This window comes from Trichocoleus desertorum AS-A10, assembly GCF_039962155.1.
GTDB lineage: Bacteria > Cyanobacteriota > Cyanobacteriia > FACHB-46 > FACHB-46 > Trichocoleus.
Map to the genome: position 1 here is coordinate 355552 of NZ_JAMPKN010000002.1, position 24463 is coordinate 380014.

Consider the following 24463-nt stretch of genomic DNA (forward strand, 5'->3'; position numbering starts at 1 on the left):
CGTTAGGGGCAACGCCTTCATCTGAATGGGGGAATCACTCAGATGATTCTGGAAATTGATGCTCTGGTAGATACTTGGCTGGAATGGGTTTGTCGCTCTGCTCATCGTCCCACAGCAGGTTCGTAATCCACCAGCGATCGCCATACCGCATCAGTTGAATGCTATGGATGCCACGAGCCGAGGATGAGCGGTAATCGGTGACCAAGCGGGTTTCAAACGTACTGAAGACTTGAGCAATATTGCCAAAGCTTTTAGTGTGACGAGCTAGCTCTGCTTCGATAAACTCAGTCAAGATGCCAGCTTGAATCTGCTGAACCAAGCGATCGATAAAGGTTTCCACATCCATCGTGTCCGCAGCATCCGTTTTGACATGAATTAGGTGGGCTCCAGGCATAAACAGAGAGCGTAGCCGATTCGAGTCAGGCTGCTCTCCAGCCCCAAAAGAAATCGAATTGTAAAGTGCGCTAATGATGCTGTCCACGGACTCAACATCAGCAAACTCAGAAGTTGGGATCGGCTGTGGTTCCTGCACCATAGTTTTGGCCCACACTCGTAGGTCGATAGGTTGGTTAGTTCTGTTCTATCTCTTCTGCGGACAATTAGCCAAACCGCACGCACGAAATTAGCTATATCAGTAGGGAGTAGGCAGGCTCGGAAACAGAGTATAGCGATCGCCTTCTGCACCAGATTGGTAACTTGCGGCGATCGCGCAAATCCTTTGGCAGAGCTTGATTTCCTTCGCCTCAAGGCAGAATAAAGTCAGTCCTCCAGCTTCCAAAAGTGAACCTGCTTAAACTGAAAGTACTGAAATGGAATATGAGAAGTGGCTGCAAATTCTAGGGGTAGCTATGTTTCCCCAGAAGCCTATTTGGTAGGGGAAGACAATAGCCCTGTGAAGCATGAGTACAGGGGCGGTCAGATTTACGCAATGGCAGGAGCGAGTAATGCTCATGTCCTGATTGCTGTCAACCTCGCCACAACTTTAAGAACGCATTTGCGTGGCAAAGGCTGCCTCACCTTTGCTTCGGATACCAAAGTGCATATTCAGGCAATCAACACGTACCATTACCCAGATGTAATCGTTACTTGCGATGAGCGCGATCGCAGCTTCAGCGACTTTGTCCGCTACCCTTGCTTGCTTGTGGAAGTTTTATCAGATACGACTGAAGCTTTTGATCGAGGTGATAAATTTGCCGATTACCGCCAGCTTGAGAGCCTTCAGGAATATGTTTTGGTGAGCTAAAAACGGATGAGTGTAGATGTGTTTCGTCGCAACCAAGCCGATCAGTGGGTGCTAACTCCTTATACTAATAGCGCCGAAATTCACCTGGCTAGCGTTAATTTCCAAAGTCCGATCGCAACTCTCTATGAGGACGTGGCGTTGATGGGCAACAGCGATTAAGCGCAGGATTTTATTCAGTGGTAGGGAGGATGAGTTTGCCTGATGCGATCGCCACTGTAATAATTTGCGAATCAATCAAACGGGTTTTGGCAGGAAAGGCACCTGTACCAGGATTGACCGGATAGGCGGGGAAGCAAGCTCCACTAATGCTGAGGCGGAGAGCATTGCCTTGAGCGATTTGCACACAAGTCGCTTGCAGCGGAATCGTGAGGGGAGCTATTGTTTGGCCTGGATTCACTCGCATGTAGCCTTGAGTCAAGTTGTAGACACTGCCATTCGGTTTGATTTCCGAGAGCACGACACACAGATCAAAGCTAGGTTGGTCAGCGGTGCAATGGATTTCTGCGATCGCCTCACCGACAATATGCAAATCTTCGATTAGCGGGGCAGAGGTATAGGTGACGATATCGGTACGGCAATCGAGAGTGGAGCGATCGTAGGAACCCGCAGGCAACGGAGCATGACCACCTGACGCTGGCACAGGTCGCCAAGGATCGTGCACAAAGACATCGGGGGCAATCGCTTCTGGAGGAGTTTCTACCAGAGTTCCTGTTTGGTCATCTAGGCTGGCAAGACCATTGCTAGCGAGAAAATAGGCTTTGGGTTTGCCTTCAGGCCATTGCTCAAAAAAGCTCCATTCGTTGCTGCCCATCTCGAATAGGCGGACAGGCAGTTCGTCCTGTAATCCTGTGTTGATGCCTTTGAGAAACTGGTCAAACCAGCGAATTTGTAGTGTGTCAATCGGGCTATTGGCTTCTGGGCCATAATCGATCGCGCCCAACTTGCGGCCCCAAGGCAAATGTGCCCACGGCCCCACCACTAAATGCTGAGGATATTGACTGCGAGCCGCTAAATCTTGATAGAGGTGGAGGGTTCCGCGCAGATAGGGGTCAAACCAGCCACCGATATGCAACATCGGCAAATCAATATCCTGATTTTGCATATGAGTTTTCGGCGACAATTTGGCCCAATAATCGTCTGGTGTGGGGTGCTCTAACCAATCGTGGTAGAAAGAATCGGGCGCTAAGTCTTTCAGAACATGGGGACGAGCAGGGATGGGCTCGTGCAAGGGTAAATTACGAGCTGCTACGTAAAGCTTTTGGAAGGCTGCTTCATCTCCTCGCAATCGGGCAGTTTCGGCAGCGAGTTGAATCGCCCAGCCTAGGTTTGCCTGCAAGCAAAATGCCCCATTTTCATAGGCCCAATCGCTGTAGAGGTCGTAACCAATCATGCTAGGACAAAGCGCTTTCAAGGCAGAAGGACGGGCGATCGCGGCATACAGCTGGGTCATCCCTTGATAGGAAAAGCCGTACATCCCCACTTGGCCGTTGCTGCCAGGTAATTCTGCCGCCCAATTGACGGCATCAAACCCATCCTCGATTTCGTGGGCAAATAAATCAAACTCGCCTTCAGAAGTGCCACGTCCCCGCACATCCTGAATCACCACGATGTACCCGTAGGCCGCATACCAAGTGGGATGGGCATACACCACCGTCGAAGCGATCGCCCGCCCATACGGTTGCCGCATCAATAAAACCGGAAACTCACCCACCGCATCGGGTCGATACACATCCGCATCTAAACGGACGCGATCGCGAGTCAGCATTGAAACGGTTTCTTTAGGACGCACAGAAAACATAGAAAGCCTAACGTGCCCCCCACCCATCCGATCGCTGCAAAACGGCTAAATCCTCCTCGTCCAATTCAACCGAGGTGCCACTACGAATCAGTTCGGCAAAGTCTTCGTTGGGTACCATGACACAGAGGGCGTACAGCCGACCCATGCCTATATTTTCAATGGCGTGGGTGCCTGTGGGCGGGACCAAAATACTATCACCCGTCCGAATCGCTACAACTTTGCCATCACAATGGGCCAGCCCTTCCCCTTTCAAGATAAAAAACATTTCCACGGCAAATTGATGTCGGTTAGGTGGGGTTTTGCCACCAATATCAAAAATCTCGACACACATAGTGACCGATGCGTTGGCAATATTGGGATCAAATACGATCGCCAAACGATTTGTATCTTGAGGGCTGATGCGAAAAGCTTGATAATCGTTGGGAGTTTTAGCAACCGGAATCACACAAGCATTCATGACATTAGACTCCAAGGTTGAGGGGGAAGGTAGCTATTGACTAGTTGCTGGTAGGGCTAATGGTTTTAATGCCATCAATCAGGGCATGGGAGTTACTGACAAAACCAAAGCACTGCTTGACGTTATAGAGTGTGGCTTGCCAGCAAAATTCTGGAGAAGTGGTCGCGGTACAGTCTTGCAGCAAGATGCAATCGTAGCCGAGGAAATTGGCATCCTGCAGCGTTGCCATGACACATTGGTCAGCATTGACGCCAGTAAAAAATAGAGTAGTTCGACTCAAGTTCCGCAAGATACTATCGAGCGGGGTATCCCAAAAGCCACTCATGCGGTACTTATCAACGGCAATATCTTCTGGCTTTAGTTCTAGTTCATCAACGACTGCTGCGGCCCAACTATCTTTCCTCAGCACTGGGGCACCATTTGGCAGGCGATCGCCCAAACCCACCCCATCACCCGTGGGATTGTAGACGTGTCGAGTCGCAGGACTGATATTCATCAAGTCGGGGCGATTGCCCCAGTTGAGCCAAATAACTGGAACCTGAGCGTTGCGGAGCACAGGCAGCAAGCCCTGCAACGGTGCGATCGGTTGTCGTGCTGGGCTAACATCTACGCCAATGGAGGCCAGCCAACCGTCGGGATGACAAAAGTCATTTTGCATGTCGATCACCAAGATCGCCGCTTTAGCCAGGTCTAGGCGTAAAGTTTTGGTTTCGGTAGCTAGTGTAATGAGTTGGTGATCAAGCGGTGGACGGGTAAGGTCGGCGATCGCAGCGTCTACATACCAAGCATTGGGTGGGACTCCGAGCGATCGCAACGAGGGATGATTCATAAAAAGCTATCAAAATAGTTTGCCAACAGTTCAAGCAACCTAGGATGAACCAAGTGTTTACAGCTTCACCTTAAACGGCTTTTGCAGTTGAGACAGCACTTTTTAATACAGCTTCAAAGCCTCAATCAGCAGTGAGAACGATACGTTCCTACTCCCCATTCCCTAGAATCAAGGCAGAGTCGAGCCCCCTCAAAACATCACTTGGGTCAGGTTTGTGAGCTTTACAATTCAGAATGTTTTAATCCCGGTTGACCAAACTTACGAGACGGTTAATGTCCAAATTAACGCAGGACAAATTGCAGCGGTCGGTTCTCAGCTAGAAGTGGTTGGGACAGCAGTAGATGGCCAAAATAAGCTGCTATTACCAGGTTTTTTCAATGCTCATACCCACTCCTCGGAAATGTGGCAACGCGGCATCATTCCGCCCGTTCCCCTGGAGTTATGGATTGCTGAGCTATACGAATTTTCTCCACTCAACCCAGAGCAAATTTATTTGAGTGCGTTGGGCACTGCGGTGGAAACCCTACTTTCTGGCGGTACTAGTGTGGTTGACCACCTAGTTTTAATTCCGGGACAAGAACTAGAAACCGTAGCTGCGGCAGTTCGGGCCTATCGCGAAATTGGCATTCGCGCCTTTGTCGCGCCTCTAATTCAAGATGAAGCTCTCAGCGCTGGGGTGCCTTCTGGTGGTGCAGCTATCGACCATGACCCTTACCTGCGCTCAACCACAGCTACTCTGAACCTAGTTGAGGAGATGGTGCAGCAATTTCACCGTCCTGCTGAAGGGATCAATATTTTGGTGGCACCAACCGGAATCCAACTTTGTTCGGATGCCTTGTTTAAGGGCTGTATTGAGCTGAGCGATCGCCATAACCTCTGCCGCCATGCTCACCTACTCGAAACCAAAGCCCAAAAGCTATTAGCCCAAGAAAAATACGGCTGTAGTGCGGTCGAACATTTGCAGCAGATTGGTTATCTCAGCGATCGCACTTCTTTGGCCCACTGTGTCTGGCTAGACGATGTTGATATTGAAATTCTGGCCGAGACGCGATCGACTGTGGTCCACAATCCTTTGAGCAACCTGCGTTTAGGTAGCGGCATTGCCCCCCTGCTGAAATATCGTCAGGCTGGAGTCAACGTCACGTTTGGTTGCGATGGTGCAGCCAGCAACGACTCGCAAGATTTGTTAGAAGCAATCAAAATTGGCTCACTTCTACACAACGTCACCGATCTGGACTACCAACACTGGATTACCCCCCGTCAATCAGTGGAAATGGCTTCCTTGGGAGGTGCCAAAGGCTTGAATGTCAGTGATCAATTGGGTTCTCTGAGCGTTGGCAAACAAGCAGACTTAGTAATGTATGACCTCACCAGCTTGTCTTTACTACCCCGCACTGATCCCGTCGGTTTATTGATCTTAGGGCGACCCACCAATGCAGTGGATAGCGTTTGGGTGAGAGGCGATCGCATTGTGGCGGCGGGTCAAGTTACCACCATTGATGTGAATCACTTACGCCAAGAACTATTCCAGCAAAGCGAATGGGTTACTCAACGGCGATCGCAGGAATTGCGGCAGGTTGAAGCTCGTTATCGCTCTGTCATGGGATTACCAGAATCGTCTTCAGGCTACTCATAACTTAACGAATGCCTCCATAAGTTTTCAGCAAACTCTACCTTTTGGTGGTGTTAACAACCGTGCAATTAAGTTATCTAAGAGTCGTTTAGTACAACTAATTCCGTATTTTCGCGTACAGTTTCGAGTTAGCTCTCTCCGGAAGTCACTCCCTAAAAGTGTGTATCTATAACTAGGCTGGAACCGAAATTCAGTTGGGACCAAATCTGTTTAGCTGAGTCCCCTTAAGGCTGCTAAACGCTCGAGACAAGGAACTATAAGCATGCCAGTGGCACTTTAGGGATCGAATCTCTCTGCGTGTAGGTGTATTCGTAAAGTATCCTAAGGCATTCTAAATCTGGCAAAATTACAGATCAGCCCAGCTGTGACTTCTCTCAATTTCAGGCTCCTCTGCCAACCTTTGCGTAAATCATATTAATCATTACTTTTAATTTGCTCCTGCAACTTATGATTACTTGTCCAAATTGTGCTCATCCTAATCCAGAGGGAGCCACTCAGTGCGAGGCTTGCTACACACCCTTGCCTGAAACCGTAGCCTGTCCCAACTGTAAGGCTGCTGTTTCGGCTGGAGCTGAATATTGTGGCCAGTGTGGCTATGCCATGCAAAGTGTTAAGTCTGTCCATAGCCCTGTACCCCAAACCATCGTGAATCCTCCCACCGCAGCCTCCAACCTCCAAGCCGAAGTGCAGCCCAGCCCTGTTGAGCCTGCCATAACGCCACCGCCACCGATCGCCGTCATGCCTGATGCAACTGTGGCACCCGCTCCGCTACCACCATCGCCAACCGCAGCTAAAACGCAGTTACAGCAATTTACAGCTCGCTTACTGCATGTGCAAAGCAATACGGTTCTGGAACTACCCCCGCATTTGGATGTGATTCATATCGGTAAACCCAATGATCGCGTGCCTCCGGATCTGGATGTGTCAGGTTTTGCAGATTCTGATATTGTGTCCCGTATTCATGCGGATATCCGAGCTGAAGCGGGTGCCTACTATATAGAAGATATAGGCAGTTCCAACGGTACTTATGTTAACAACCTGCCCTTGCGTCCCGGCGATCGTCATCGGTTACGTCCCGGCGATCGCATCTCACTAGGCAAAGGAGATAAAGTTACTTTCCACTTTCAAGCGTAATATTTCTAACCATAGGGGTTGTAACCCAGGTAGGAAGGGTTGGAAATTTTAGGTACCCTATACACAAGTCAACTTGCTAAGAATTCGTCACCCGCCTTAGCTCCAAGTTTGGTTCCTGAACAACTTTTTCATTCAACCTTTAAGGATCACTGATAGCAGGTCTGGATATTGATAGAGCCAACGGAAACTTGACTTAGACCACTGAGTTCGCAATTACAATCACGCCATCCTAGGGCTTGGCAGCAATGACGGGAATTTGAGGCAGTTTGATCATGCTTGTTTGTCCCCAATGTCAATTCGAAAATTCAGATACCAATAATTTTTGTCAGAAATGTGGCACTTCTCTGACCCAGAAAATTTGCCCAGACTGTGGTGGTTCAGTGCCATTTGAGCTTAAGCAATGCCAAAGCTGCGGCGCGACGACGGCAACCGTGTGGCAAGCGATTGTTTGTGGGCAAACAGCGATTAAAGTAGATAGCGTTTCGACTTGGGGCTACTTAGACTCCAACCAGCGTTACCAATTGCTAGAGCCTTGGCCAACCCAAGACGTTGCACAGCAGGGCTTAGCGATTAAAGTGTTGGATTGCCAACCGTTTCAGATGTCGCTTTTGGAGACTCTGTTCTACCAAGTCTACAGCGGCAGTGATGCCCAGCCTCCTTCAGAGACAACAGCAGAGATAACAGCCTCGTCCCCAATCACTTCTGAAGCAACTTCTGAGACCAATCTTCAGGAAATGATAGATGCAGAGGCGATCGCAGCTAGCGCGGCAACCAATGCGATGCCCTCAGAAGACGCAACGGCTCTAGCCATTCCAGCGATCGCGGAGCCTTATTTAGCTTTGCAAGCAGAGTTTTACCACACGTTGCCAGGAGTTCACGATGCTTGGCAACAAGACCAGCAATCGGTGTTACTGCTAGAGGACCGCTCTCACTTGCCACTGCTGGCTGATTTATGGCGGGATAGTGCGATTTCGCCATTGCAGATTTTGTATTGGCTCCGAGAAATCTCCGAGATTTGGGATGTCTTAGCTGCTTGGAACTGCTGTCAAAGCTTGTTGGAGATAAGCAACTTGCGGGTCGATGAAGACCAAGTCTTTTGTTTGCAACGCTTGTATGGAGACCTTGAAGGCTCATTGCCTACCTTGCAGAATTTAGGCAAACTCTGGCAAGGGTTATTCGAGCAGTCACAACGGACCCAGATCGCTGCACTGGCCCTGCTAATCCGCGACTTACAGGAAGGTAGTATTCAGACGACAGATCAGCTCCGTTCTCGCCTGCAAGCGATCGCCCAGGAACTTCAAAGCACTTTCACAGCCCCTATGATGAATCCTGAATTCTCTGACCCTAACTTCATGGATGCTGGCAAAGTGGGTCCAGTGAGTCACGCCCCAGCTCAAACTACAACTGTAGCGACCAACAGTTCGTCAGAGAGTTCTAGCAATCCTCTTGTTCAGCTGTCAACTCTGTCAGATACAGATGACAGTAGTGCCGACGATGCACCCACAGTTGTCCTGCCAATGCAGTTAGTCAATCTTGAAGATGCGGGCCGCACCGACATTGGACGACAACGCGAGCACAACGAGGACTATTTTGGCATTCACACCGAACTCAAGAAGATCGAAAGCCCCCAGGGACGAACGATGCAGGGGAAAGGTCTATATATTCTCTGCGATGGCATGGGGGGTCATGCAGGCGGTGAAGTGGCCAGTGCACTGGCTGTAGATACGCTACGGCATTATTTTCAAACTCGTTGGCTAGAACCCCAGAACTCAGACAACTCAGAGCGGCGCGAACCGCCTCTCCCTTCAGAAGCAGAGATTCGGGAGGCTGTTCGTCTAGCCAATCTAGCCATTTACGACATCAATCAAGAAGATGCTCGTTCTGGTAGTGGACGAATGGGAACCACCTTAGTCTTGGTCTTAATCCAAGGCACCACTGCTGTCGTGGCCCATGTGGGTGACAGCCGCCTGTATCGTCTCAGCCGTCGTCAAGGTTTAGAGCAAGTGACGGTTGATCATGAAGTCGGGCAACGAGAAATTCAACGAGGCGTTGAACCCGAAATTGCTTATGCTCGCCCAGATGCTTATCAACTCACCCAAGCGCTAGGGCCACGGGACGAAAACTTTATTAATCCCGACGTGCAATTTATCGATTTGACTGAGGATACTCTGCTGCTACTTTGCTCTGATGGCTTATCAGACCATGACTTGCTAGAAACCCATTGGCGTACTCATTTAGAACCCTTACTGAGTTCTCAATCCAACTTAGAGCGGGGTGTTAATCAACTGATTGATTTGGCAAACCAATACAACGGGCACGACAACATTACGGCGATCGCAATTCGAGTCAGAGTACGGCCCAATTTAGCCCAACTGCGCCAATCTGCTGCTTAAGTGGCAAGCCGAAAGCCCAACTACTCCCTTACAATAAAAGACTAGATTGATACCTATCGTGGCAAGGATTTCCCGATGTGGTTACCTTGACCTTATTAGAGCCTCAAGCCCTGATTCCCCCTCAGCGTTGGTGTTTCGAGAACGAGCCAATTATTCGCATTGGTCGCTCTCCTGACAACCACATAGTGCTTAATAGCACCCTTGTCTCTCGCTACCATGTAGAACTGCGACAGACCGATGCGACCGATCTCGAAAGTCCTTGGGAGATGGTGAACCAAGGTAGAAACGGTACGTTTCTCAATGGGATCTTGGTGACCCAAGGGTTGCTGTTGGACGGAGCCTTGTTGCAGTTAGCTCAAGGTGGTCCTACGCTCAAGTTCCAAGTTCAAACCACCATAGTTCAGAGTTATCAACTTCCGGTGGCGGGATGCCCACATCCGGGCAATCCACCAGACAATCTCTTTTGCCTTCATTGTGGTCAACCCTTAAGAGTGGAGCGGCAGATCCATCAGTATCAAATTCTCCGGGCTTTAGGTCAAGGCGGCATGGGCACAACTTATTTAGCTTGGGATGCGGCCAACGCCTCAACAGCCCAAACCGCTCCGCAGCAGCTAGGAAGGTCGCCACTCCGGGTGTTGAAAGAAATGAATGCTGATATGGCTACAGTGGCAAAGGCGCAAGAATTATTTGAGCGGGAAGCTCGAATTTTGCAGACTTTGCAGCACCCTGGCATTCCTCAGTTCTTTGACTATTTCGTTGAGGATGGCAAGAAGTACCTGGTGATGGAAATGATCCAGGGTCAGGACTTGGAAAAGCGGATTTACCAGCAAGGCCCAGTCGGACTTAAACTAGCTCTAGAATGGATGGTTCAGGCTTGTCAGGTGCTGGATTACATGCACAGGCAACACCCTCCGGTGATTCACCGAGACATTAAACCCGCAAACTTGATGGTGCGCTACCGCAATCAGCAAATTGTGGTGCTGGATTTTGGAGCAGTCAAGGAATTTGGCACTCCGTTGGGCACCCGCATTGGGGCAGAAGGATACAGCGCTCCTGAGCAAGAGCAAGGTCAACCTGTGACGCAGTCTGATTTATATGCGATCGCCCCTACTCTAGTATTTCTCGTGACTGGGGAAACTCCTTATAAGTTTTATCGGAAGCGAGGCACTGAGTATCGCTTTCGCCCAGAAGGAATTCCCACCATTACACCAAGGTTACAAGCGGTGCTAGAGCGAGTTACCCATCCGCAAGTGGGCGATCGCTACCGAACAGCCCAGGAATTAGCCCAGGCGTTGGCTAGTTGTCTTTAATTCAAAGTTTGGGCTTACACGTTGGTGAACTAGAACTATGAAGGCAATCGCCCAAGATTGCCCTCAAGCTATAGCTGTTTTCGTGAATTACTCTTCGTCTTCCCAAGCCTCAACCTCTAAGAGGTCAATAACTGGATCTTGCATTGTGAAATCGTAAGCTTGCAGTTCTTGCTTCCAATGGGGCCACTCATCGCCATATAGAAAGGCGATTTTCCAGATGCTGTCGGTTGGCTTGATCAAATTTGAGTCAACCAGCGATCGCACCTGACGCTGCAGCTTCACCATTGGGTGAATAACCTGTTGGTTCATAACAACTTTCGTCATCGATAAATTTTGCAAATACTTCTACTGACCAACTTCCCAGGTAGATTCAGCACCTACGCGTAGATCTCTGTGCTGACGGGAAATCTTGTTCCAACTTCTTAATATAGCACAAGTGTTTGAAAGCGCCAGTCCCCAACAAAAATTTCTGAGTTTGAGCAACATTTCAAGAGGTTGGTGACTCTAGAGGTGCGATCGCAGAGCCATCTGAGTAAGAACGGGTACAAGGAGCCAACGTGATTAGATCTTCGATGTTGCGGAGCATAGTGCTGCAAATGGCATCCAGCGGTAAATCGTTGGGATCGCGACCAAAGGGATTTTCAATTTCAATTCCAATTTCTTCGATGCCAAACAAGGTAAAGCTAACCAGCGCTACCACTGGCCCCGTAAACCAAGCGATTTCAGCCACTAGGGGAAAAGGCAATAGGAGGCAATAAATCAAGAGCAACTGTTTGAGGTGAATAGCGTAAGCCATCGGCATCGGAGTTTTAAGAATCCGTTCGCACCCACCCAAAGCGTTGACCATTTCATCAAGGAGGTGGAGCATGCCTGAGAGTTGGTAGGGGTTGAGGCGATCGCGACTATATTGCTCCTGTAGATAATCCCCAATCCAGAAGGCGATTTCTAACGGCGGGTGATTCATTTCCTGGAGCTTGAAATATTGCGATCGCTGCACTAAGGGTTCGAGCTCACTATTAACGGGTTCTTGGCGCAGATGCAGCTTGGTAGCAACCGCAAAGGCAACGAGTAAGCGTAGGGCAGCAATTTTATTGGTGCGGTCTTGGGGACTTTGCTCTACGACCCCAATCCAAATCTGGCGGGCGAGGTTCCGTACCGTGTTAACTAAGTGTCCCCAGCACTTACGACCTTCCCAAAAGCGCTCGTAAGCAGTGTTGGTCCGAAAAACGAGCAGCAAACCTAGGACGATGCTAGGAATCACATTCGCGAAAATCGGCTGCGCCACTGGTAAGCCAAAGTGGAACAGAATGGAAATAAAAACGCCAAAAAAACCACATAACAGGGTTCGAGGAAATACAGACGGAATGACTGAGCCTTTTAGCTGCAAAGCCATTTGTAGCCAACGTCGTTTCTCCATTACCATGCAGCTTGAATATTTGAACGTTACTTGCAGCTAGTCTACCCGCTCTAGCTGCCAGAGGATCTGGTTGCCTTCACGGCGCACTCGCGAGACGACCCAGTTGCGCCAAACCCAGTTGTCACCTCGGCTGGTCACGGCGCTGGCGTTGACATCCATCAAATCAGCTAATTCGGAACTACTAATTAAATATCCCTGCTTAGCAATCTCATCCGAGATGCGGAGCGTTTCAATTAAGTTGCGGAGTTGGGCAACACGAACCTCGCGGGGCAAATTATCGAGGTTTTCTAAAGGGGCGGGGGCAATGGAATCTGTCATAGTCACATCCATCGTGGAAAGCTCAGCAAGATTGACACTGGATTGTACGGCGTTGGTGCTAGCAATGTCAGTTGTGTCTGATTCAGATGTGGCAGTTGTGGGCAACCCTGAGGGTGTATTCGCGACTAAGTCTAACTCTGGCTCTAGGGAATTTTTAGAGTTTGCTGTTTGGGGCGAGCGTTGCTTCAAGGCTATAGGTCTGCCCAGAGAAAAGCTACGAGCGATCGCATCACAGCGTTCGTTCCCCACATCTCCCGCATGGCCGCGAACATATCGCCACTCTACCTGTTTCGAGTTCAGTTCATCTAGGGTTTGCCACAAATCTTGGTTCAAGACGGCTTTGCCCTGCGCGGTTTTCCACCCTTTCTTTTTCCAACCCGCGACCCATTTGGTTACGCCATTTTTGACATACTCGCTGTCGGTGTAAAGGCTAATCGGTTCGCTTTGTTTAGCAGTGGCAAGAAACTCTAACGCAGCGATCGCGGCTTGCATTTCCATGCGGTTGTTGGTGGTTGCCGCTGCGCCACCGCCTAATTCCTGCCTGGAACCATCGGTGAAGTAAACGACGACTCCCCACCCACCGGGGCCAGGATTGCCAGAGCAGGCTCCATCGGTGTAAATGCTTTGAATTTTGGCAGAATCAGGCATGAGTCATCAGTGCAAAGAGAGACGCTGCATCACTCTAGCAGGTTGTGTTTCCGATGGGTTTTGAGAGGCTGTTTAAAATAAACGTAGGTCCAAAAAATTTACGATCGCGTCAATTTGCATCGAATAAACTTAGAGCGATCGCAGGCCGCAACCATGCTGACAGAACTGATCCAAGCGCTAGAGCAAGATCCTCAAGAATGGATTGAGCAAGATGTCTGCCTACTCATGAATAAGGTGAGTTGGCTCTACTATGCTCACTTACTCAGCAAGTTTCAGGAAAATGCTTCACTACGTCTCAACTATTTGGATGGAGTTTTAGAAATTGTGGCCCCAGTCGCCGCCATGAAGGAATTAAAAAACGGATTGCGACGCTGTAGAAGCTTAATTTTGAAGAAACTGATACTGAGTACTTTCCGCTTGGCTCGACGACACTCCGCAGTGAGGCTCAAAAAGCAGGAGGTGAACCAGATGAAAGTTATTGTTTGGATACAGAGACGCCAATTCCTGATTTAGTGATAGAAGTAACGCTGACCAGTGGCGGCATTGATAAGTTGGCAGTTTATCAACGGTTGCGGGTACCTAAAGTTTGGTTCTGGCAGGACGATAAGCTGGCAGTTTATTGTCAGCGAGGAGAGCAATACGAACGGAGCGATCGCAGCCAGTTACTTCCTGAGTTAGATTTAGAAGCTTTGCCTACGTTCATCAACCATCCCCAACCTCTCGCAGCGGTTAAGGAATTTCGTCAGAGTATTCGCAACAAGACAGAGTGACCTATATAGCTTTTGGGCCTAACTCTAATCAACTTAGCCTAGATGAAAAGTTAAAAAATTTACCAGAGATTTGAACCTGCCTGATTCATTAATCGTTCCAAGAAATCTAGCTTGTCAAATTCATAACTTATTTTTTCGAGCCTATATTCAAGATATTCAACAAAAGCCTCTAGCTCATCAACTTGCTTGATCAACGTGTCATCATTATTTTGCAAAGAGGCTGTGAATTCTTTTCTGAGTTTCTCCTTATCCTCAGTTAAGGTGCAGATCTGCTCAGCTGCTATTTTGGACTGCTCTCGTATGTCTATTTCTTCGTTCTCGTAATGTGTTTTATTTACTTGATTCTTGTGGGCTGGTTGAAGCTTGATTTGATATGTGGAATTTAGTGTTGTAATTTTATTTTCCCGAAGGTCGGAAATTTCTGCTTGAAGCTCCCTTATCCATGCTTCAAGGTCTATGGTTTTAGTAGTTAAGGATTTGTTTTCTAGTTTAGCTCTTTCAAGATGAGCACATAATTCATTTTCTTTTCGATTGAATTTATCTGATTTTGACTTTAAAGTTTGATTTAAGTCTATTAGTTCTTTATGCAAAACTAATTCCTTCTTAAGAGCTTTTCTCTCTCGGTTTGAGCATTGTTTTTCTCTAAAATTAGGGACTTGACTTTTGTTGTCATCCATACCCACGTCAATAATTCCTTGTCTGTTTCTCCATAAGTTCCATTAAGCTCTTCAATCAAAGCTTGCTTGTTTACTTCGAGCTCAATTAATTTTGCGTTTAGGGAGTTATTCTCAGTTTTTAAATTACTAGATGCTTGTTTTTCTAGTTTGAGCTCTTTTGTCAAGTTTTGCTTGTCGTTCTCAAGCTCAGATTTCTTCTTACTTAAAGATGTGTTCTCAGTTTGCAGTTTAACTACTTGATCTTTTGCTATTTGAATTTCTTTTGATAGCTTATTATTTTCTGTTTGTGCGATTTTAAGATTCTTCTGTGCTTTTCTAAGTTCTTGCTCGGCTACCTTAAGCCTCTCCGGAATCTCCTCGGAATTGCTTGAGTTTTGAGCAAATAATAACTTAGATGCTGTAAAACCTAATAACAAAATAGAAAAAATCAAGAGCGGTGTAAAAGATGGATTGCTAAGCATACCGAATTAAGCCCGATTTTAGATCATGAGGACTTCATTAGTTTTCCCTTTTTAATTTAAGCTTTACCTTTCATGACGTAAAACCATAGTAAAGCCCTGAATTGTTGACTCACTTTCCTCGCATATCGAAGCCAATCTCACCCGCTGGTACCACGCCGAACTACAACAAGCGAGTTGAAAGGACGATCGCATTCCTCACACAATCTCGAAATCACTACGATAAAATAGACTAAAACGTTTGTACTATTAAGCCTTTTAAGCAATCCTATCTGACCTAGCGTTTGGCTACGCAGAAAACTTGCTTTCAAACTGTAGGATTGCAGTGGTTAGAGTATAGAACTCTATACTGATATCTGCTCTGCCATTGCCGCAGATTTTTTTGACTCCCGAGCTTTGGGACTGCCCTTAAATCAATGCCCTACGAACCGCTACACCACAAATATCGGCCCCAAACTTTTGCAGAACTTGTGGGGCAAGAAGCGATCGCCACGACACTCACCAATGCTTTGCGGCAGCGGCGGATTGCTCCCGCTTATCTATTTACTGGAGCGAGGGGAACGGGTAAGACCTCCAGCGCCCGAATTTTGGCTAAATCGCTGAACTGCCTGCAAAGTGACGTACCCACAGAAACCCCTTGCGGCAAATGTGAAGTGTGCCGAGCGATCGCCAACGGTTCTGCCCTAGACGTAATTGAAATCGACGCAGCCAGCAACACCGGGGTAGACAATATTCGGGAATTGATCGAGCGATCGCAATTTGCCCCGGTTCAGTGTCGCCACAAGGTTTATGTGGTCGATGAATGTCATATGCTTAGCACTGCCGCATTCAACGCGTTGCTGAAGACGTTGGAGGAGCCGCCCGATCGCGTGGTGTTTGTGTTGGCGACAACTGATCCGCAGCGGGTACTGCCTACGATTATTTCGCGGTGCCAGCGGTTCGACTTCCGACGGATTCCCCTAGAGGCGATGGTGCATCATTTAAGCGCGATCGCGCACAACGAATCGATCAACATTGCTCCCGATGCGGTGCAGTTGGTGGGGCAAATTGCCCAGGGCGGATTGCGGGATGCCGAGAGCTTATTAGATCAACTGAGCTTGCTAGAAGGACAAGTGACAGTTGAGCGAGTTTGGGATTTGGTTGGAGCGGTGCCAGAGCGAGACTTGTTGGCTTTGTTGCAAGCGATCGCCACCAACGACCCTGCTCAAGTTCTAGATGGGGCACGTCACTTGATGAATCGGGGTCGTGAACCCCTGATCGTCCTGCAAAATCTAGCCAGTTTCTACCGCGATCTACTCATTGCCAAAACTGCGCCGAGTCGAGGAGATTTAGTTGCCATCACGCCGCCGACTTGGGCGCAATTGTGTCAGTTTGCTCGGCAACTCCCGATCGCCCTAATTTTAGAGGGGCAAAAGTATCTCCGAGCTGCCGAGGTGCAAATTAAAAACACCACCCAGCCGCGTCTATGGCTGGAAGTCACGCTGCTAGGTTTGTTGCCTTCTGAGTTAGGGGTAGAAACGTCTGTCGTGAGTGCTGCTCCTGTTGCACCCCAATGGATTCCAGCTCCACCGACAATTCAACCTGTCACAACATCTTCAACTTCCTTAGCTGTTAAACCAACAGCGATCAGCTCGTCTAATGGCAAAACACCTAATGTGGCTGGTCAGTTGCAGCAATTGTTGACTCAGGTTGCCAGCAAATATCAGCTCTCTACTCCAGCGGCAGATTTGGAAGTTTTGGCAGGTGCGATCGCCCAAGCTCTCTTGCACGACCAGGAATTTCGCAGTGCATTAAGTGCGTTAATTTCTGCCCCTCAGCCCACTATTGCATCGATTTCAGAAACGGTAGAAACCAGCAGTCATATTCAAGCGGCAGTTGTAACTGAAACTGTAGTCCATGAAACCGCTCAGAATGGCGCAGCTCATGTGGTTGAAACCACTCATGTAGAAGTTGATAAAGCGATCGCCGCTGTAGAAACCACAGCAATCGAATTGACAGAGCCTGAACCTCTGATTACCTCTACTGACGAACCCGATAATTGGCAGGAAGCGGCTGCACAGGAGGCCGTATTAGTTGATCCGACAGACAACGAAATACCAGTGGCTGAGGCGACATCAGCATTGAATTTAGAGCAGTTATGGCAAAAAGTTCTAGGTTGTATTGAGTTACGGGGTACACAAGCATTATTGGGTCAACAGTGCTACCTGCTAGGGCTGGACAAACAACAAGCTAAAGTGGGAGTGCGATCGCAACCTTTGGTCAAGATTGCTCAGCGCAGTTTGCCAATAGTCGAGGAAGCGTTTCAGAAAGCCGTGGGATATCCCGTCAAAGTAGCTCTAGTCGTAGCCACTGCCGCTGAACCCGCGCCTGCCATCCAAACACCTCCTGAGAACAATGCTCAATCTTCTGGAGCGATCGCACCTCAGCCCCCTCGACTGACCGAAAGACCACCACAAAGTAGTTCTCAACCTCCAACCCCAGGGCCACAAAACGCTAGTCGTCCTGTTGTTGCTCCTGAGTCGAGCTATTCCCAGCCGACCCAAACTACATCTACCACCGCTGCTCCATCAGAACCCGTTGCCACAGCAGATGCGAGTGCCGCGATCGAGCCGCCATCACTGCAAAACATTCCTTGGCAAGAAGAAGACGAAGTCACACGGGCAGCCAAGCGGCTAGCAGAGTTTTTCGGAGGCAAGGTAGTTGATTTAGAAAGCGGTTGGACTTCTGACGGTGATGAGTTAGTAGTCGCGCCCCCGATTAGCGAGTGGGATGAAACCGATCCAGGCGCAGAAGCAGATGAAGTGCCATTCTAAATAAAAAACGGCTGGCATAACACCAACCGTTTCCAGAAATTCTATTTACAGCGATCGCGATCGCCCTTTCGTCCGCTTAGGTTTGCTTTGGCAGATCAAGCCAAACTTCATCTTCAGCGCCCTGATGGATGGTCTTGATCCACTTCAAGCGCTTCGGTCGCACTGAAATACGCGCCGTTGTGCTGGCTACAACCACCAACCAATGGAACATATAGATAGTTCCTTGCAAAGATTGCGACAGCCTCGTCCAGAAAGAAGTGTCTAAATCTGCCTGAGCCTCTACTGAAGTTGCCGCTAGTTTAGGTTGTTGGTAGCGGCGTAAACCGACAAACATGCCCATAAACGAGAGCATCAGCGTTAAGCTAGCCAGCGGGCTGAGGAGAGGTGAGCTATTACGAGCGATCGCCATCAGCAAATCAGGTACGGAAGCGGTCGGCAAAATGTACTGAATCAGCCAAAAAACGAATAAATCAAACGTCTTCCGAGGGCTGAGGCGACGATTCCGAGCCAAAAAGCGCCAGTAATCCAAATACCGCTGGTAGCCCCCTTCAGCCCAACGATTGCGTTGATGCCAAAGGGCTACTGAGCGAGTCACCCCTTCTTCTTCAACCGCAGGCACCGCTAGAAAATCGATGTCCCACTGATCGAGGTGTAAGCGGAAGGTGAGGTCTAGGTCATCTGTAATGGTTTCCTCATTCCAACCACCACACCGCTCTAGAGCTAAGCGCCGAACAAACTGACCATTACCGCGCAGCTCACCAATTCCGCCAAGGGCAATACGTTGCTCTTGGAAAAAAGCATCCAGCGCCATTTCAATCGATTGCCCTCGGGTCAAAAAGTTGGCGCCAGCATTCGCGATCGCCTTTCGCACCTGCACCGCACCCACTTGAGGCCGTTGAAACATGGGTAATACACGCTTCAGCAAGTCCTGAGACACCTGAGCATCTGCATCAAAAACAGCCAGAATTTCCCCTTGAGTTAAGGGTAAAACTTGGTTTAAAGCTCCTGATTTACCACCACCTGCACCTGCCGCTCGGTGCAGAACCTTAAGTTGCGGGTACTCCCTGGCCAACTGATCAAGCAAAATTGGGGTGCGATCGGTGCTGCTGTCATCAATCACCCAAAGCTCGTAGCGATCGGCAGGATAATCCAGATTACACAGCGTCTTGACCAGCTTGCCAACCACTGCCTCTTCGTTTTTGGCTGCAACCAGCAGAGAGACGTAAGGCCAATCTGCTTGATCCGCTTCTGCCAGAGGTTCTGGAGTTGGTAAAGGTCGTGCCAGCATGATCCGCAGAGCGTGGATTCCCACAACCGTGGTTAAGCCAATCACTACCCAAATGCCCCAAGAAAATAAATGGAGGGCGATCGTGCCACTCCAAATCATTGTGAGTGTAAAAGCAGCTTTGCGTCGCCGACCTCTAAAACCCTTATAAGAGGGAGTTTCTAAATCCTCTTCTACCTCCGATAAGTCAGTCAAAAGAGAGCCAAGGGACTCAAACTCGCTGAAGGAATCGTTTCCGGGCCAGGAATTCTCCCGCATAGGTTATTTGATTCAACCACCAATATTTATCTACACCCTTGAAGAAGCTGGGAATGAGATAGCACCAAACCGTACAGCCTTCACAGACAGATAGTTTGCCCTGCGACTGACGATATTCCTCTACCACCTCATTTTGGCGATAAAGTTCATACAGCCGTCCTTCAATCGGGACACCCGTTTGAGCAAAGTGATAGCAGGGTAGGAGCAATTTGTCGTCGGGTGAAATAGCGATCACAGCATCCACCGCTTTGCAGCGTGGATTTTTGGTGTCATTACCACCAGCCTCAATAAAAGCCAGGGCAGCCTTATTGTAACCAACATTGTTAAATTTCTTAGCAGCTGCTTCGATCGCGGCCACCATATCAGGCGTTGGGTTTTTCTTATCGTTGTAGTTGCTGTGAGCGGTGAAAGCAGGGTTGAGCCAAACGCGCGCCCCTAGCTGAAGACCCAGTTCACCCACTTCGCCAATACGCTCATAATTTTGAGCCGTCACTGTATGGTTAAGAACCGGGTGCTCTCCTAAGGAATGAGCGAGTTTGACCGACTCAACTAGGGTGTCAAAAATTCTCACACCCCGCGACTGATCATGGGTCTCAGCGTCGCCACCATCCAGTGAGAAATTAAGAAAATCAACCAGACCTTGAATCTCTTTCGCCTTCTTGGGATAGAGAATCGTGTTCGTCGTCATGCTGGTCTGGAAGCCCTGCTGCTTTGCTTCCGTATAGATCTGCGCTACATCGGCTCGCAGCAGTGGTTCACCACCTGTAAAGTCTACATATTTAACTCCTAGCCGTCGTAGATCTTGGAGATTCTGCTTAATAGTCTCAAAGCTCGCTTCATGTGGCGGCTCCAATGCCCAGATGTCACAGAAGTGGCAGCGGGCGTTGCAGCGATAGGTCAAGTAGTAATTTGCAACCAGAGGTGCCATAACTTTAATTCTGAAGCAGGTGTTAAATATCAGAATAGGCAATCTAGCTCCAGATGCAGAAAAAAATTCAGCAGAAGCATCTGGAATCCGGGTCGTTTGCCTAACTCGAAGCGTCTGGATCGAAGTGCATTAGGTCAACTCAGAATACTACAGCAAAGCCATAATTAATTGCCAGCTCTGCCGTAATTAAGGAGCGTCTTAGTCGAGTTGCAGGCAAGCTCACCCAAGACCAAGTCGCTCAGGTGTTTAAATACTGAAAGGAATCGGGAATACTATCTACTGGCAGTCATCAACTTACCAAGAAAGTTTCTAGGTATCCTGCCTGTCACGGGGTTTGAATAAAGCCGAAATTAAGGAAAATTCGAGCATGTCCATCGAACAACTCCAGCCAGCTGCTAGCCGGGATGTCAACGTCTATATGCCCTACTATCAAGGCAACAAGCGAAATGTGCTGCCCCTTGCCATCAGCCTTTATCAGAAGGGAGCTTTAGAAGGACAGCGCAAAATTGAGGGCGGGGATGGGATTCCATTTATTGCTACTTGGAACGTATCCATGCTGCCCGCAGACTTAACTCGTTGCCGGATGCAGTTTGAAGGCAATGCGGAGCTGAGCTACGAATTAATGATGGCTAACTTTGAGTTTGTCGATTGCTTGATTGACTTGTTGATGACCTTCAAGCGCAGTCGCAATGCTGATTTCTCGCAAGCCTTCTACCGCAAGCTCTTGCGCTTAGAGGACTAAGTTCAAATTCCGAGTCGAGCATTCTATCACCGTACAATAAAGGGGATAGCAAACGAAGTTCAAAGCGGTTAATTCAGGAGTGAGGACGTGCCAAAGTCCCCGAAATATTTGTTAGTAGGATCAACGGAAGCTTACAGTGGTAAGTCAGCCATGATCCTGGGTGTGGCTTACCAGTTGAAAGAGCGAGGCCTAGACATTGCCTATGGTAAGCCTTTGGGCACCTGCTTAAGTGAATCTGGAACGGATGCGCTGGATGAAGATGTGCGGTTTTTCTCTCAGGTTCTAAATTTATCTGAAAATCGCTTGCAGCCAACGTTGCTCTCTTTGGATGAGCAGACAGTGCAAAATCGGATTCAAGGTTTGGACCACACCAATTACCGCCAAATCCTGACGCAATACCTGCAGATGCAGGGAGGAGACCTGGTGCTTTTAGAAGGGCCAGGAACGCTGCAAGAGGGGAGTTTGTTTGATCTTTCGCTCCTCCAGGTAGCAGAAACGGTGGATGCGTCTGTGTTATTGGTAGCGCGTTGTCACTCGCTGCTGCTGGTGGATGGGTTGCTGGCTGCCAAGCAGCAATTGGGCGATCGCTTGATTGGCGTGTTAATTAACGATATTCCCAAAGAGCAGTTAGAAACGGTGGACAAGGTGGTGCGGCCCTTTTTAGCGCAACATGAAATTCCTGTGCTAGGGCTATTTCCCCGCAGTGATTTGCTGCGGAGTGTCAGTGTGCGCGAACTGGTCAATCAGCTCAATGCCGAAGTACTCTGCCGAGGCGATCGCTTAGATCTGATGGTGGAAAGCCTGACGATCGGGGCGATGAATGTTAGCTCCGCTTTGAAGTATTTCCAAAAAGCGCGCAATATGGCGGTGGTCACGGGAGGCGATCGCACAGATATTCAGCTTGCTGCTTTGGAAACCTCCACGCAGTGCCTGATTCTGACTGGGCATTTGCCACCTTCACGTACCATTATTAGTCGCGCAGATGATCTGGAAATTCCTATTCTCTCCGTAGACCTCGATACACTAACCACGGTAGAAATCATTGACCGTGCTTTTGGTCAGGTGCGTCTGCATGAGCCGATCAAGATGCAGTATGTCCAGCAAATGGTAGCGGAGCATTTTGACATTAATCAGCTCATGGCAAAATTGAATCTAGAACCCGCTGTAACCCTCCAGTAGGTTTTTGGCTTAGTTTGGTTGCCAGGTGCCATGAAAACCCAAGGGAATGATACTAGGCAACGCTAGCCGACAAACCGGAGCATCATCCAGGCGATCGCTAGCAAACACTTGCACTTCGCTGCGATCTGCCTTGCTGTCAAACACTACAGTCAGAATCCAACCTTGGTCGGGATTTTCGCAATCCGACGCGTAGATGGGTTCTGTGGGGTAGCAGCGATCGCCTAAATCAGCGGTCATGGTTTGCCCAGTTTGGTGATCAAAGCGAGCGATCGCCCCAAACATTTCTTGGCTAATATCTATCCCAGGACGATGAGCGGAGAGATAGGTAAAGCGAGAGGCTTGCCCGACTTCTTGGGGATTCACCACAGGAAATTCGCAGCCGCGATCGAACAATTCAGTCATGGCGAGAACTTTGCCAGACTCAGCGTGTAATCGGAGTTGCCATAAAGTGCCTTGAGCGATCGTGTGGGTCTGCCCAGATGCGACTTCTTGCAGATACCGATTCGTTTGGAAGTTTGGATAGCGAACTATATCTACAACAACTGCGCCATCGGGGCCTACATAGCCATTGCCAAAGTGCCACTGATACCAAGGATCTGCTTCGCCACGGCTCACTACAGCGAGAGTGTCCCGATCCAGAACTAAAATTTGAGTGCCGAGTCCGGGCTTCCAGGTCAGGGCATCGCTGTAACTTTGCAGTTTTAGCAGGACAGGGAAAGGATTGAGCCGCACAGGGGGGATGCAAAAGATCAGATACGGCCCTGCTAGGACAAAGTCATGAATTAAGGGGAAACCATCCAAGGCGATCGCATTGTGCTGGCGAATTTGGCCTGTTTTGTCGCTGCGATAAACGTGCAGTATGCCTGTTTTGCCATAACCCACACCAAAGTTAAAAATCTCGCCAGTTTGCGGGTCACGTTTGGGGTGAGCCGAATAGCGTTTTTCTCCACCCAATTGGCCCAGACTATCTATGCCTAGTGTTTCTAGGGTTTGGGGATTTAGGGCATGAGGCTGTCCGCCTTCCCACAGCGCTAGAAGTTTGTCCGACAGAGCCAGCACCGAGGTATTTGCAGCATTCTTCGTCCCTTTTGTCAGCCGATCCCATAGGGAGCCTGAGGGCATGGTGCCATAGCCGCCATAGAGCAAGCGACCCGCTTGGGCTTCTGCTTGGTAGTCTGCTGTTTGAACAAAGCGGTAGGCTCCAGTGGCACCCCCATCGCTAAAATGCACGCCGAGAATTGCGCCATCGCCATCAAACCAATGCTGGGCATCGTAGCCACCTCGTTCTAGGCGAGCGGGGCCATTGCGATAGAGTGAACCTTTTAATCCGGGAGGAATTGCCCCCGAAATCACCGATAAGGGCGTGAGGCCAAATTCTTTAATAGGTTGAGCGATCGCATTGGTGCTGGTGGGGGGAATCGCCTTAGACCATGCTGTTTGAGTTTGCGTCGGTTGGGCCGTACTAACCATAAGAGAGTTACTCCGGGGTTGAAATAGCTGAAATTTGAGATTTAAGCTATTCGAGATACATTGATATGCAATAAGTTGAATATGTAAACCAGTTTATATGCAAAAAATTGCATATGTCAATTATTAAGAACTATGTCTTTGGCTCATGCAATCTTGGTGCTTTTAACCGACTCTGCTCAGAGTGGCTATGACCTGGCAAAACAGTTTGACGGCTCCGTAGGCTTTTTTTGGCAAGCCAGTCATCAGCAAATTTATCGGGAGTTAGGCAAGCTAGAGGCACAGCAATGGGTTGAGGTAGAAGCGATCGCTCAGGCTGGCCGACCAGATAAAAAGCTGTACCACGTCACCGAACTGGGTAAGCAGCAATTGATTAATTGGATGGGGCAAGCTAGTGACCCGAGCCCAACCCGAGAAGCCTTGTTAGTCAAAATGTTTGCAGGCAACTTAGTGCCTCGTGCCGTAATCTTGCAAGAACTAGAGCGACGTCGCGACTTGCATGCCAAACAGTTAGCCCTCTATCGCAGCATTGAGGAGCAGCATTTTGCTAACCCTCAAGCGTTACCAATAGAGGCTCAGTTTCGCTACTTGACTCTCCGCAAAGGCATCGGCTATGAGGCAGATTGGCTAGCTTGGTGTGAGGACGCTATGCAGCTACTCAGTTGAGTTATGTGCGACTTGAGCATACAGGCAGTTAAATCAAGGT

General features: G+C 49.0%; 24 protein-coding genes and 1 pseudogene. 12 read left to right on the forward strand and 13 right to left on the reverse strand.

Going from position 1 to position 24463, the window contains the following annotated elements:
• Nucleotides 1–34 precede the first annotated feature (34 nt).
• Nucleotides 35–535, reverse strand: a complete 501-nt coding sequence (locus NDA01_RS05350; protein WP_348227137.1) for a hypothetical protein — start codon at nt 533–535, stop codon at nt 35–37.
• Between the two features lie 96 nt (nt 536–631).
• Entirely contained in the window at nt 632–778 is a 147-nt protein-coding gene (locus tag NDA01_RS05355) for a hypothetical protein (RefSeq protein ID WP_348227138.1), read from the reverse strand.
• A gap of 45 nt (nt 779–823) precedes the next feature.
• Here NDA01_RS05355 and NDA01_RS05360 point away from each other — a divergent pair, with 45 nt between their 5' ends.
• Nucleotides 824–1243: a Uma2 family endonuclease gene (locus NDA01_RS05360; RefSeq protein ID WP_431193322.1), complete on the forward strand. Its 420-nt coding sequence runs from the start codon at nt 824–826 to the stop codon at nt 1241–1243.
• 6 nt (nt 1244–1249) lie between these two features.
• Nucleotides 1250–1402 carry a hypothetical protein gene (locus tag NDA01_RS31840; RefSeq protein ID WP_431193323.1) on the forward strand — a complete coding sequence of 51 codons (153 nt, stop codon included), beginning with the start codon at nt 1250–1252 and terminating at the stop codon, nt 1400–1402.
• A 10-nt stretch (nt 1403–1412) separates the two neighbouring features.
• Here NDA01_RS31840 and NDA01_RS05365 read toward each other — a convergent pair whose 3' ends face one another.
• From NDA01_RS05365 to NDA01_RS05375, 3 genes are read right to left on the reverse strand one after another with little or no spacing between them, the layout of a single operon-like run.
• On the reverse strand, nt 1413–3041 hold the full coding sequence (locus NDA01_RS05365) for a CocE/NonD family hydrolase (RefSeq protein WP_348227139.1): 1629 nt from the start codon (nt 3039–3041) through the stop codon (nt 1413–1415).
• 7 nt (nt 3042–3048) lie between these two features.
• Nucleotides 3049–3498: a cupin domain-containing protein gene (locus NDA01_RS05370; protein ID WP_190431286.1), complete on the reverse strand. Its 450-nt coding sequence runs from the start codon at nt 3496–3498 to the stop codon at nt 3049–3051.
• Between the two features lie 40 nt (nt 3499–3538).
• Nucleotides 3539–4327 (reverse strand): cysteine hydrolase family protein, encoded by a 789-nt coding sequence (locus NDA01_RS05375; protein ID WP_348227140.1) that lies wholly within the window; start codon nt 4325–4327, stop codon nt 3539–3541.
• A 214-nt stretch (nt 4328–4541) separates the two neighbouring features.
• Between NDA01_RS05375 and NDA01_RS05380 the strand changes: the two genes are divergently transcribed.
• From NDA01_RS05380 to NDA01_RS05395, 4 genes are all read left to right on the forward strand, one after another.
• Nucleotides 4542–5963 carry an amidohydrolase gene (locus tag NDA01_RS05380; protein ID WP_348227141.1) on the forward strand — a complete coding sequence of 474 codons (1422 nt, stop codon included), beginning with the start codon at nt 4542–4544 and terminating at the stop codon, nt 5961–5963.
• 444 nt (nt 5964–6407) lie between these two features.
• Nucleotides 6408–7094, forward strand: a complete 687-nt coding sequence (locus NDA01_RS05385) for a double zinc ribbon and FHA domain-containing protein (RefSeq protein ID WP_190554078.1) — start codon at nt 6408–6410, stop codon at nt 7092–7094.
• 272 nt (nt 7095–7366) lie between these two features.
• Nucleotides 7367–9487, forward strand: coding sequence for a serine/threonine phosphatase (locus NDA01_RS05390; protein ID WP_348227142.1), 2121 nt, complete (start codon nt 7367–7369; stop codon nt 9485–9487).
• 77 nt (nt 9488–9564) lie between these two features.
• On the forward strand, nt 9565–10797 hold the full coding sequence (locus NDA01_RS05395; protein ID WP_348227143.1) for a protein kinase domain-containing protein: 1233 nt from the start codon (nt 9565–9567) through the stop codon (nt 10795–10797).
• A gap of 87 nt (nt 10798–10884) precedes the next feature.
• Here the strand turns inward: NDA01_RS05395 and NDA01_RS05400 are convergent, their stop codons facing one another.
• From NDA01_RS05400 to rnhA, 3 genes are all read right to left on the reverse strand, one after another.
• On the reverse strand, nt 10885–11106 hold the full coding sequence (locus NDA01_RS05400) for a DUF4327 family protein (RefSeq protein WP_190431960.1): 222 nt from the start codon (nt 11104–11106) through the stop codon (nt 10885–10887).
• 178 nt (nt 11107–11284) lie between these two features.
• Nucleotides 11285–12214 (reverse strand): bestrophin family protein, encoded by a 930-nt coding sequence (locus NDA01_RS05405; RefSeq protein ID WP_304941009.1) that lies wholly within the window; start codon nt 12212–12214, stop codon nt 11285–11287.
• Between the two features lie 36 nt (nt 12215–12250).
• On the reverse strand, nt 12251–13180 hold the full coding sequence (gene rnhA, locus NDA01_RS05410) for a ribonuclease HI (protein ID WP_348227144.1): 930 nt from the start codon (nt 13178–13180) through the stop codon (nt 12251–12253).
• 114 nt (nt 13181–13294) lie between these two features.
• Here rnhA and NDA01_RS05415 point away from each other — a divergent pair, with 114 nt between their 5' ends.
• Both NDA01_RS05415 and NDA01_RS05420 read left to right on the forward strand, forming a co-directional pair.
• Entirely contained in the window at nt 13295–13693 is a 399-nt protein-coding gene (locus tag NDA01_RS05415) for a hypothetical protein (RefSeq protein WP_348227145.1), read from the forward strand.
• Nucleotides 13645–13950: pseudogene (locus NDA01_RS05420) on the forward strand (Uma2 family endonuclease); the annotation flags it as partial. The gene NDA01_RS05415 and the pseudogene NDA01_RS05420, both read left to right, overlap by 49 nt.
• 59 nt (nt 13951–14009) lie before the next feature.
• Here NDA01_RS05420 and NDA01_RS05425 read toward each other — a convergent pair.
• Entirely contained in the window at nt 14010–14633 is a 624-nt protein-coding gene (locus tag NDA01_RS05425) for a hypothetical protein (RefSeq protein ID WP_348227146.1), read from the reverse strand.
• The gene (locus tag NDA01_RS05430; protein ID WP_348227147.1) at nt 14543–15088 is read right to left on the reverse strand and encodes a hypothetical protein; all 546 of its coding nucleotides are present in this window, start codon (nt 15086–15088) and stop codon (nt 14543–14545) included. Before NDA01_RS05430 ends, NDA01_RS05425 begins: the two co-directional genes overlap by 91 nt.
• A gap of 413 nt (nt 15089–15501) precedes the next feature.
• Between NDA01_RS05430 and NDA01_RS05435 the strand changes: the two genes are divergently transcribed.
• On the forward strand, nt 15502–17898 hold the full coding sequence (locus tag NDA01_RS05435) for a DNA polymerase III subunit gamma/tau (RefSeq protein WP_348227148.1): 2397 nt from the start codon (nt 15502–15504) through the stop codon (nt 17896–17898).
• Nucleotides 17899–17974: 76 nt separating this feature from the next.
• Here the strand turns inward: NDA01_RS05435 and NDA01_RS05440 are convergent, their stop codons facing one another.
• Together NDA01_RS05440 and NDA01_RS05445 are read right to left on the reverse strand one after the other, a co-directional pair.
• Entirely contained in the window at nt 17975–19441 is a 1467-nt protein-coding gene (locus NDA01_RS05440) for a glycosyltransferase family 2 protein (protein WP_348227149.1), read from the reverse strand.
• Complete coding sequence (locus NDA01_RS05445) at nt 19395–20369, reverse strand: radical SAM protein (protein WP_190431276.1); 975 nt, start codon at nt 20367–20369, stop codon at nt 19395–19397. The genes NDA01_RS05440 and NDA01_RS05445 overlap by 47 nt, the downstream gene beginning before the upstream one ends.
• Nucleotides 20370–20736: 367 nt before the next feature.
• On the opposite strand from NDA01_RS05445, the gene ebsA reads away from it, so the two are divergent.
• The gene (ebsA, locus tag NDA01_RS05450; RefSeq protein WP_190431275.1) at nt 20737–21111 is read left to right on the forward strand and encodes a type IV pilus biogenesis protein EbsA; all 375 of its coding nucleotides are present in this window, start codon (nt 20737–20739) and stop codon (nt 21109–21111) included.
• An 87-nt stretch (nt 21112–21198) separates the two neighbouring features.
• Complete coding sequence (locus tag NDA01_RS05455; RefSeq protein ID WP_190554423.1) at nt 21199–22290, forward strand: DRTGG domain-containing protein; 1092 nt, start codon at nt 21199–21201, stop codon at nt 22288–22290.
• 9 nt (nt 22291–22299) lie between these two features.
• On the opposite strand, the gene NDA01_RS05460 is transcribed toward NDA01_RS05455, so the two are convergent.
• Nucleotides 22300–23760, reverse strand: coding sequence for a carotenoid oxygenase family protein (locus NDA01_RS05460; RefSeq protein WP_348227150.1), 1461 nt, complete (start codon nt 23758–23760; stop codon nt 22300–22302).
• A gap of 132 nt (nt 23761–23892) precedes the next feature.
• On the opposite strand from NDA01_RS05460, the gene NDA01_RS05465 reads away from it, so the two are divergent.
• Nucleotides 23893–24423, forward strand: coding sequence for a PadR family transcriptional regulator (locus NDA01_RS05465; RefSeq protein WP_348227151.1), 531 nt, complete (start codon nt 23893–23895; stop codon nt 24421–24423).
• Nucleotides 24424–24463 lie beyond the last annotated feature (40 nt).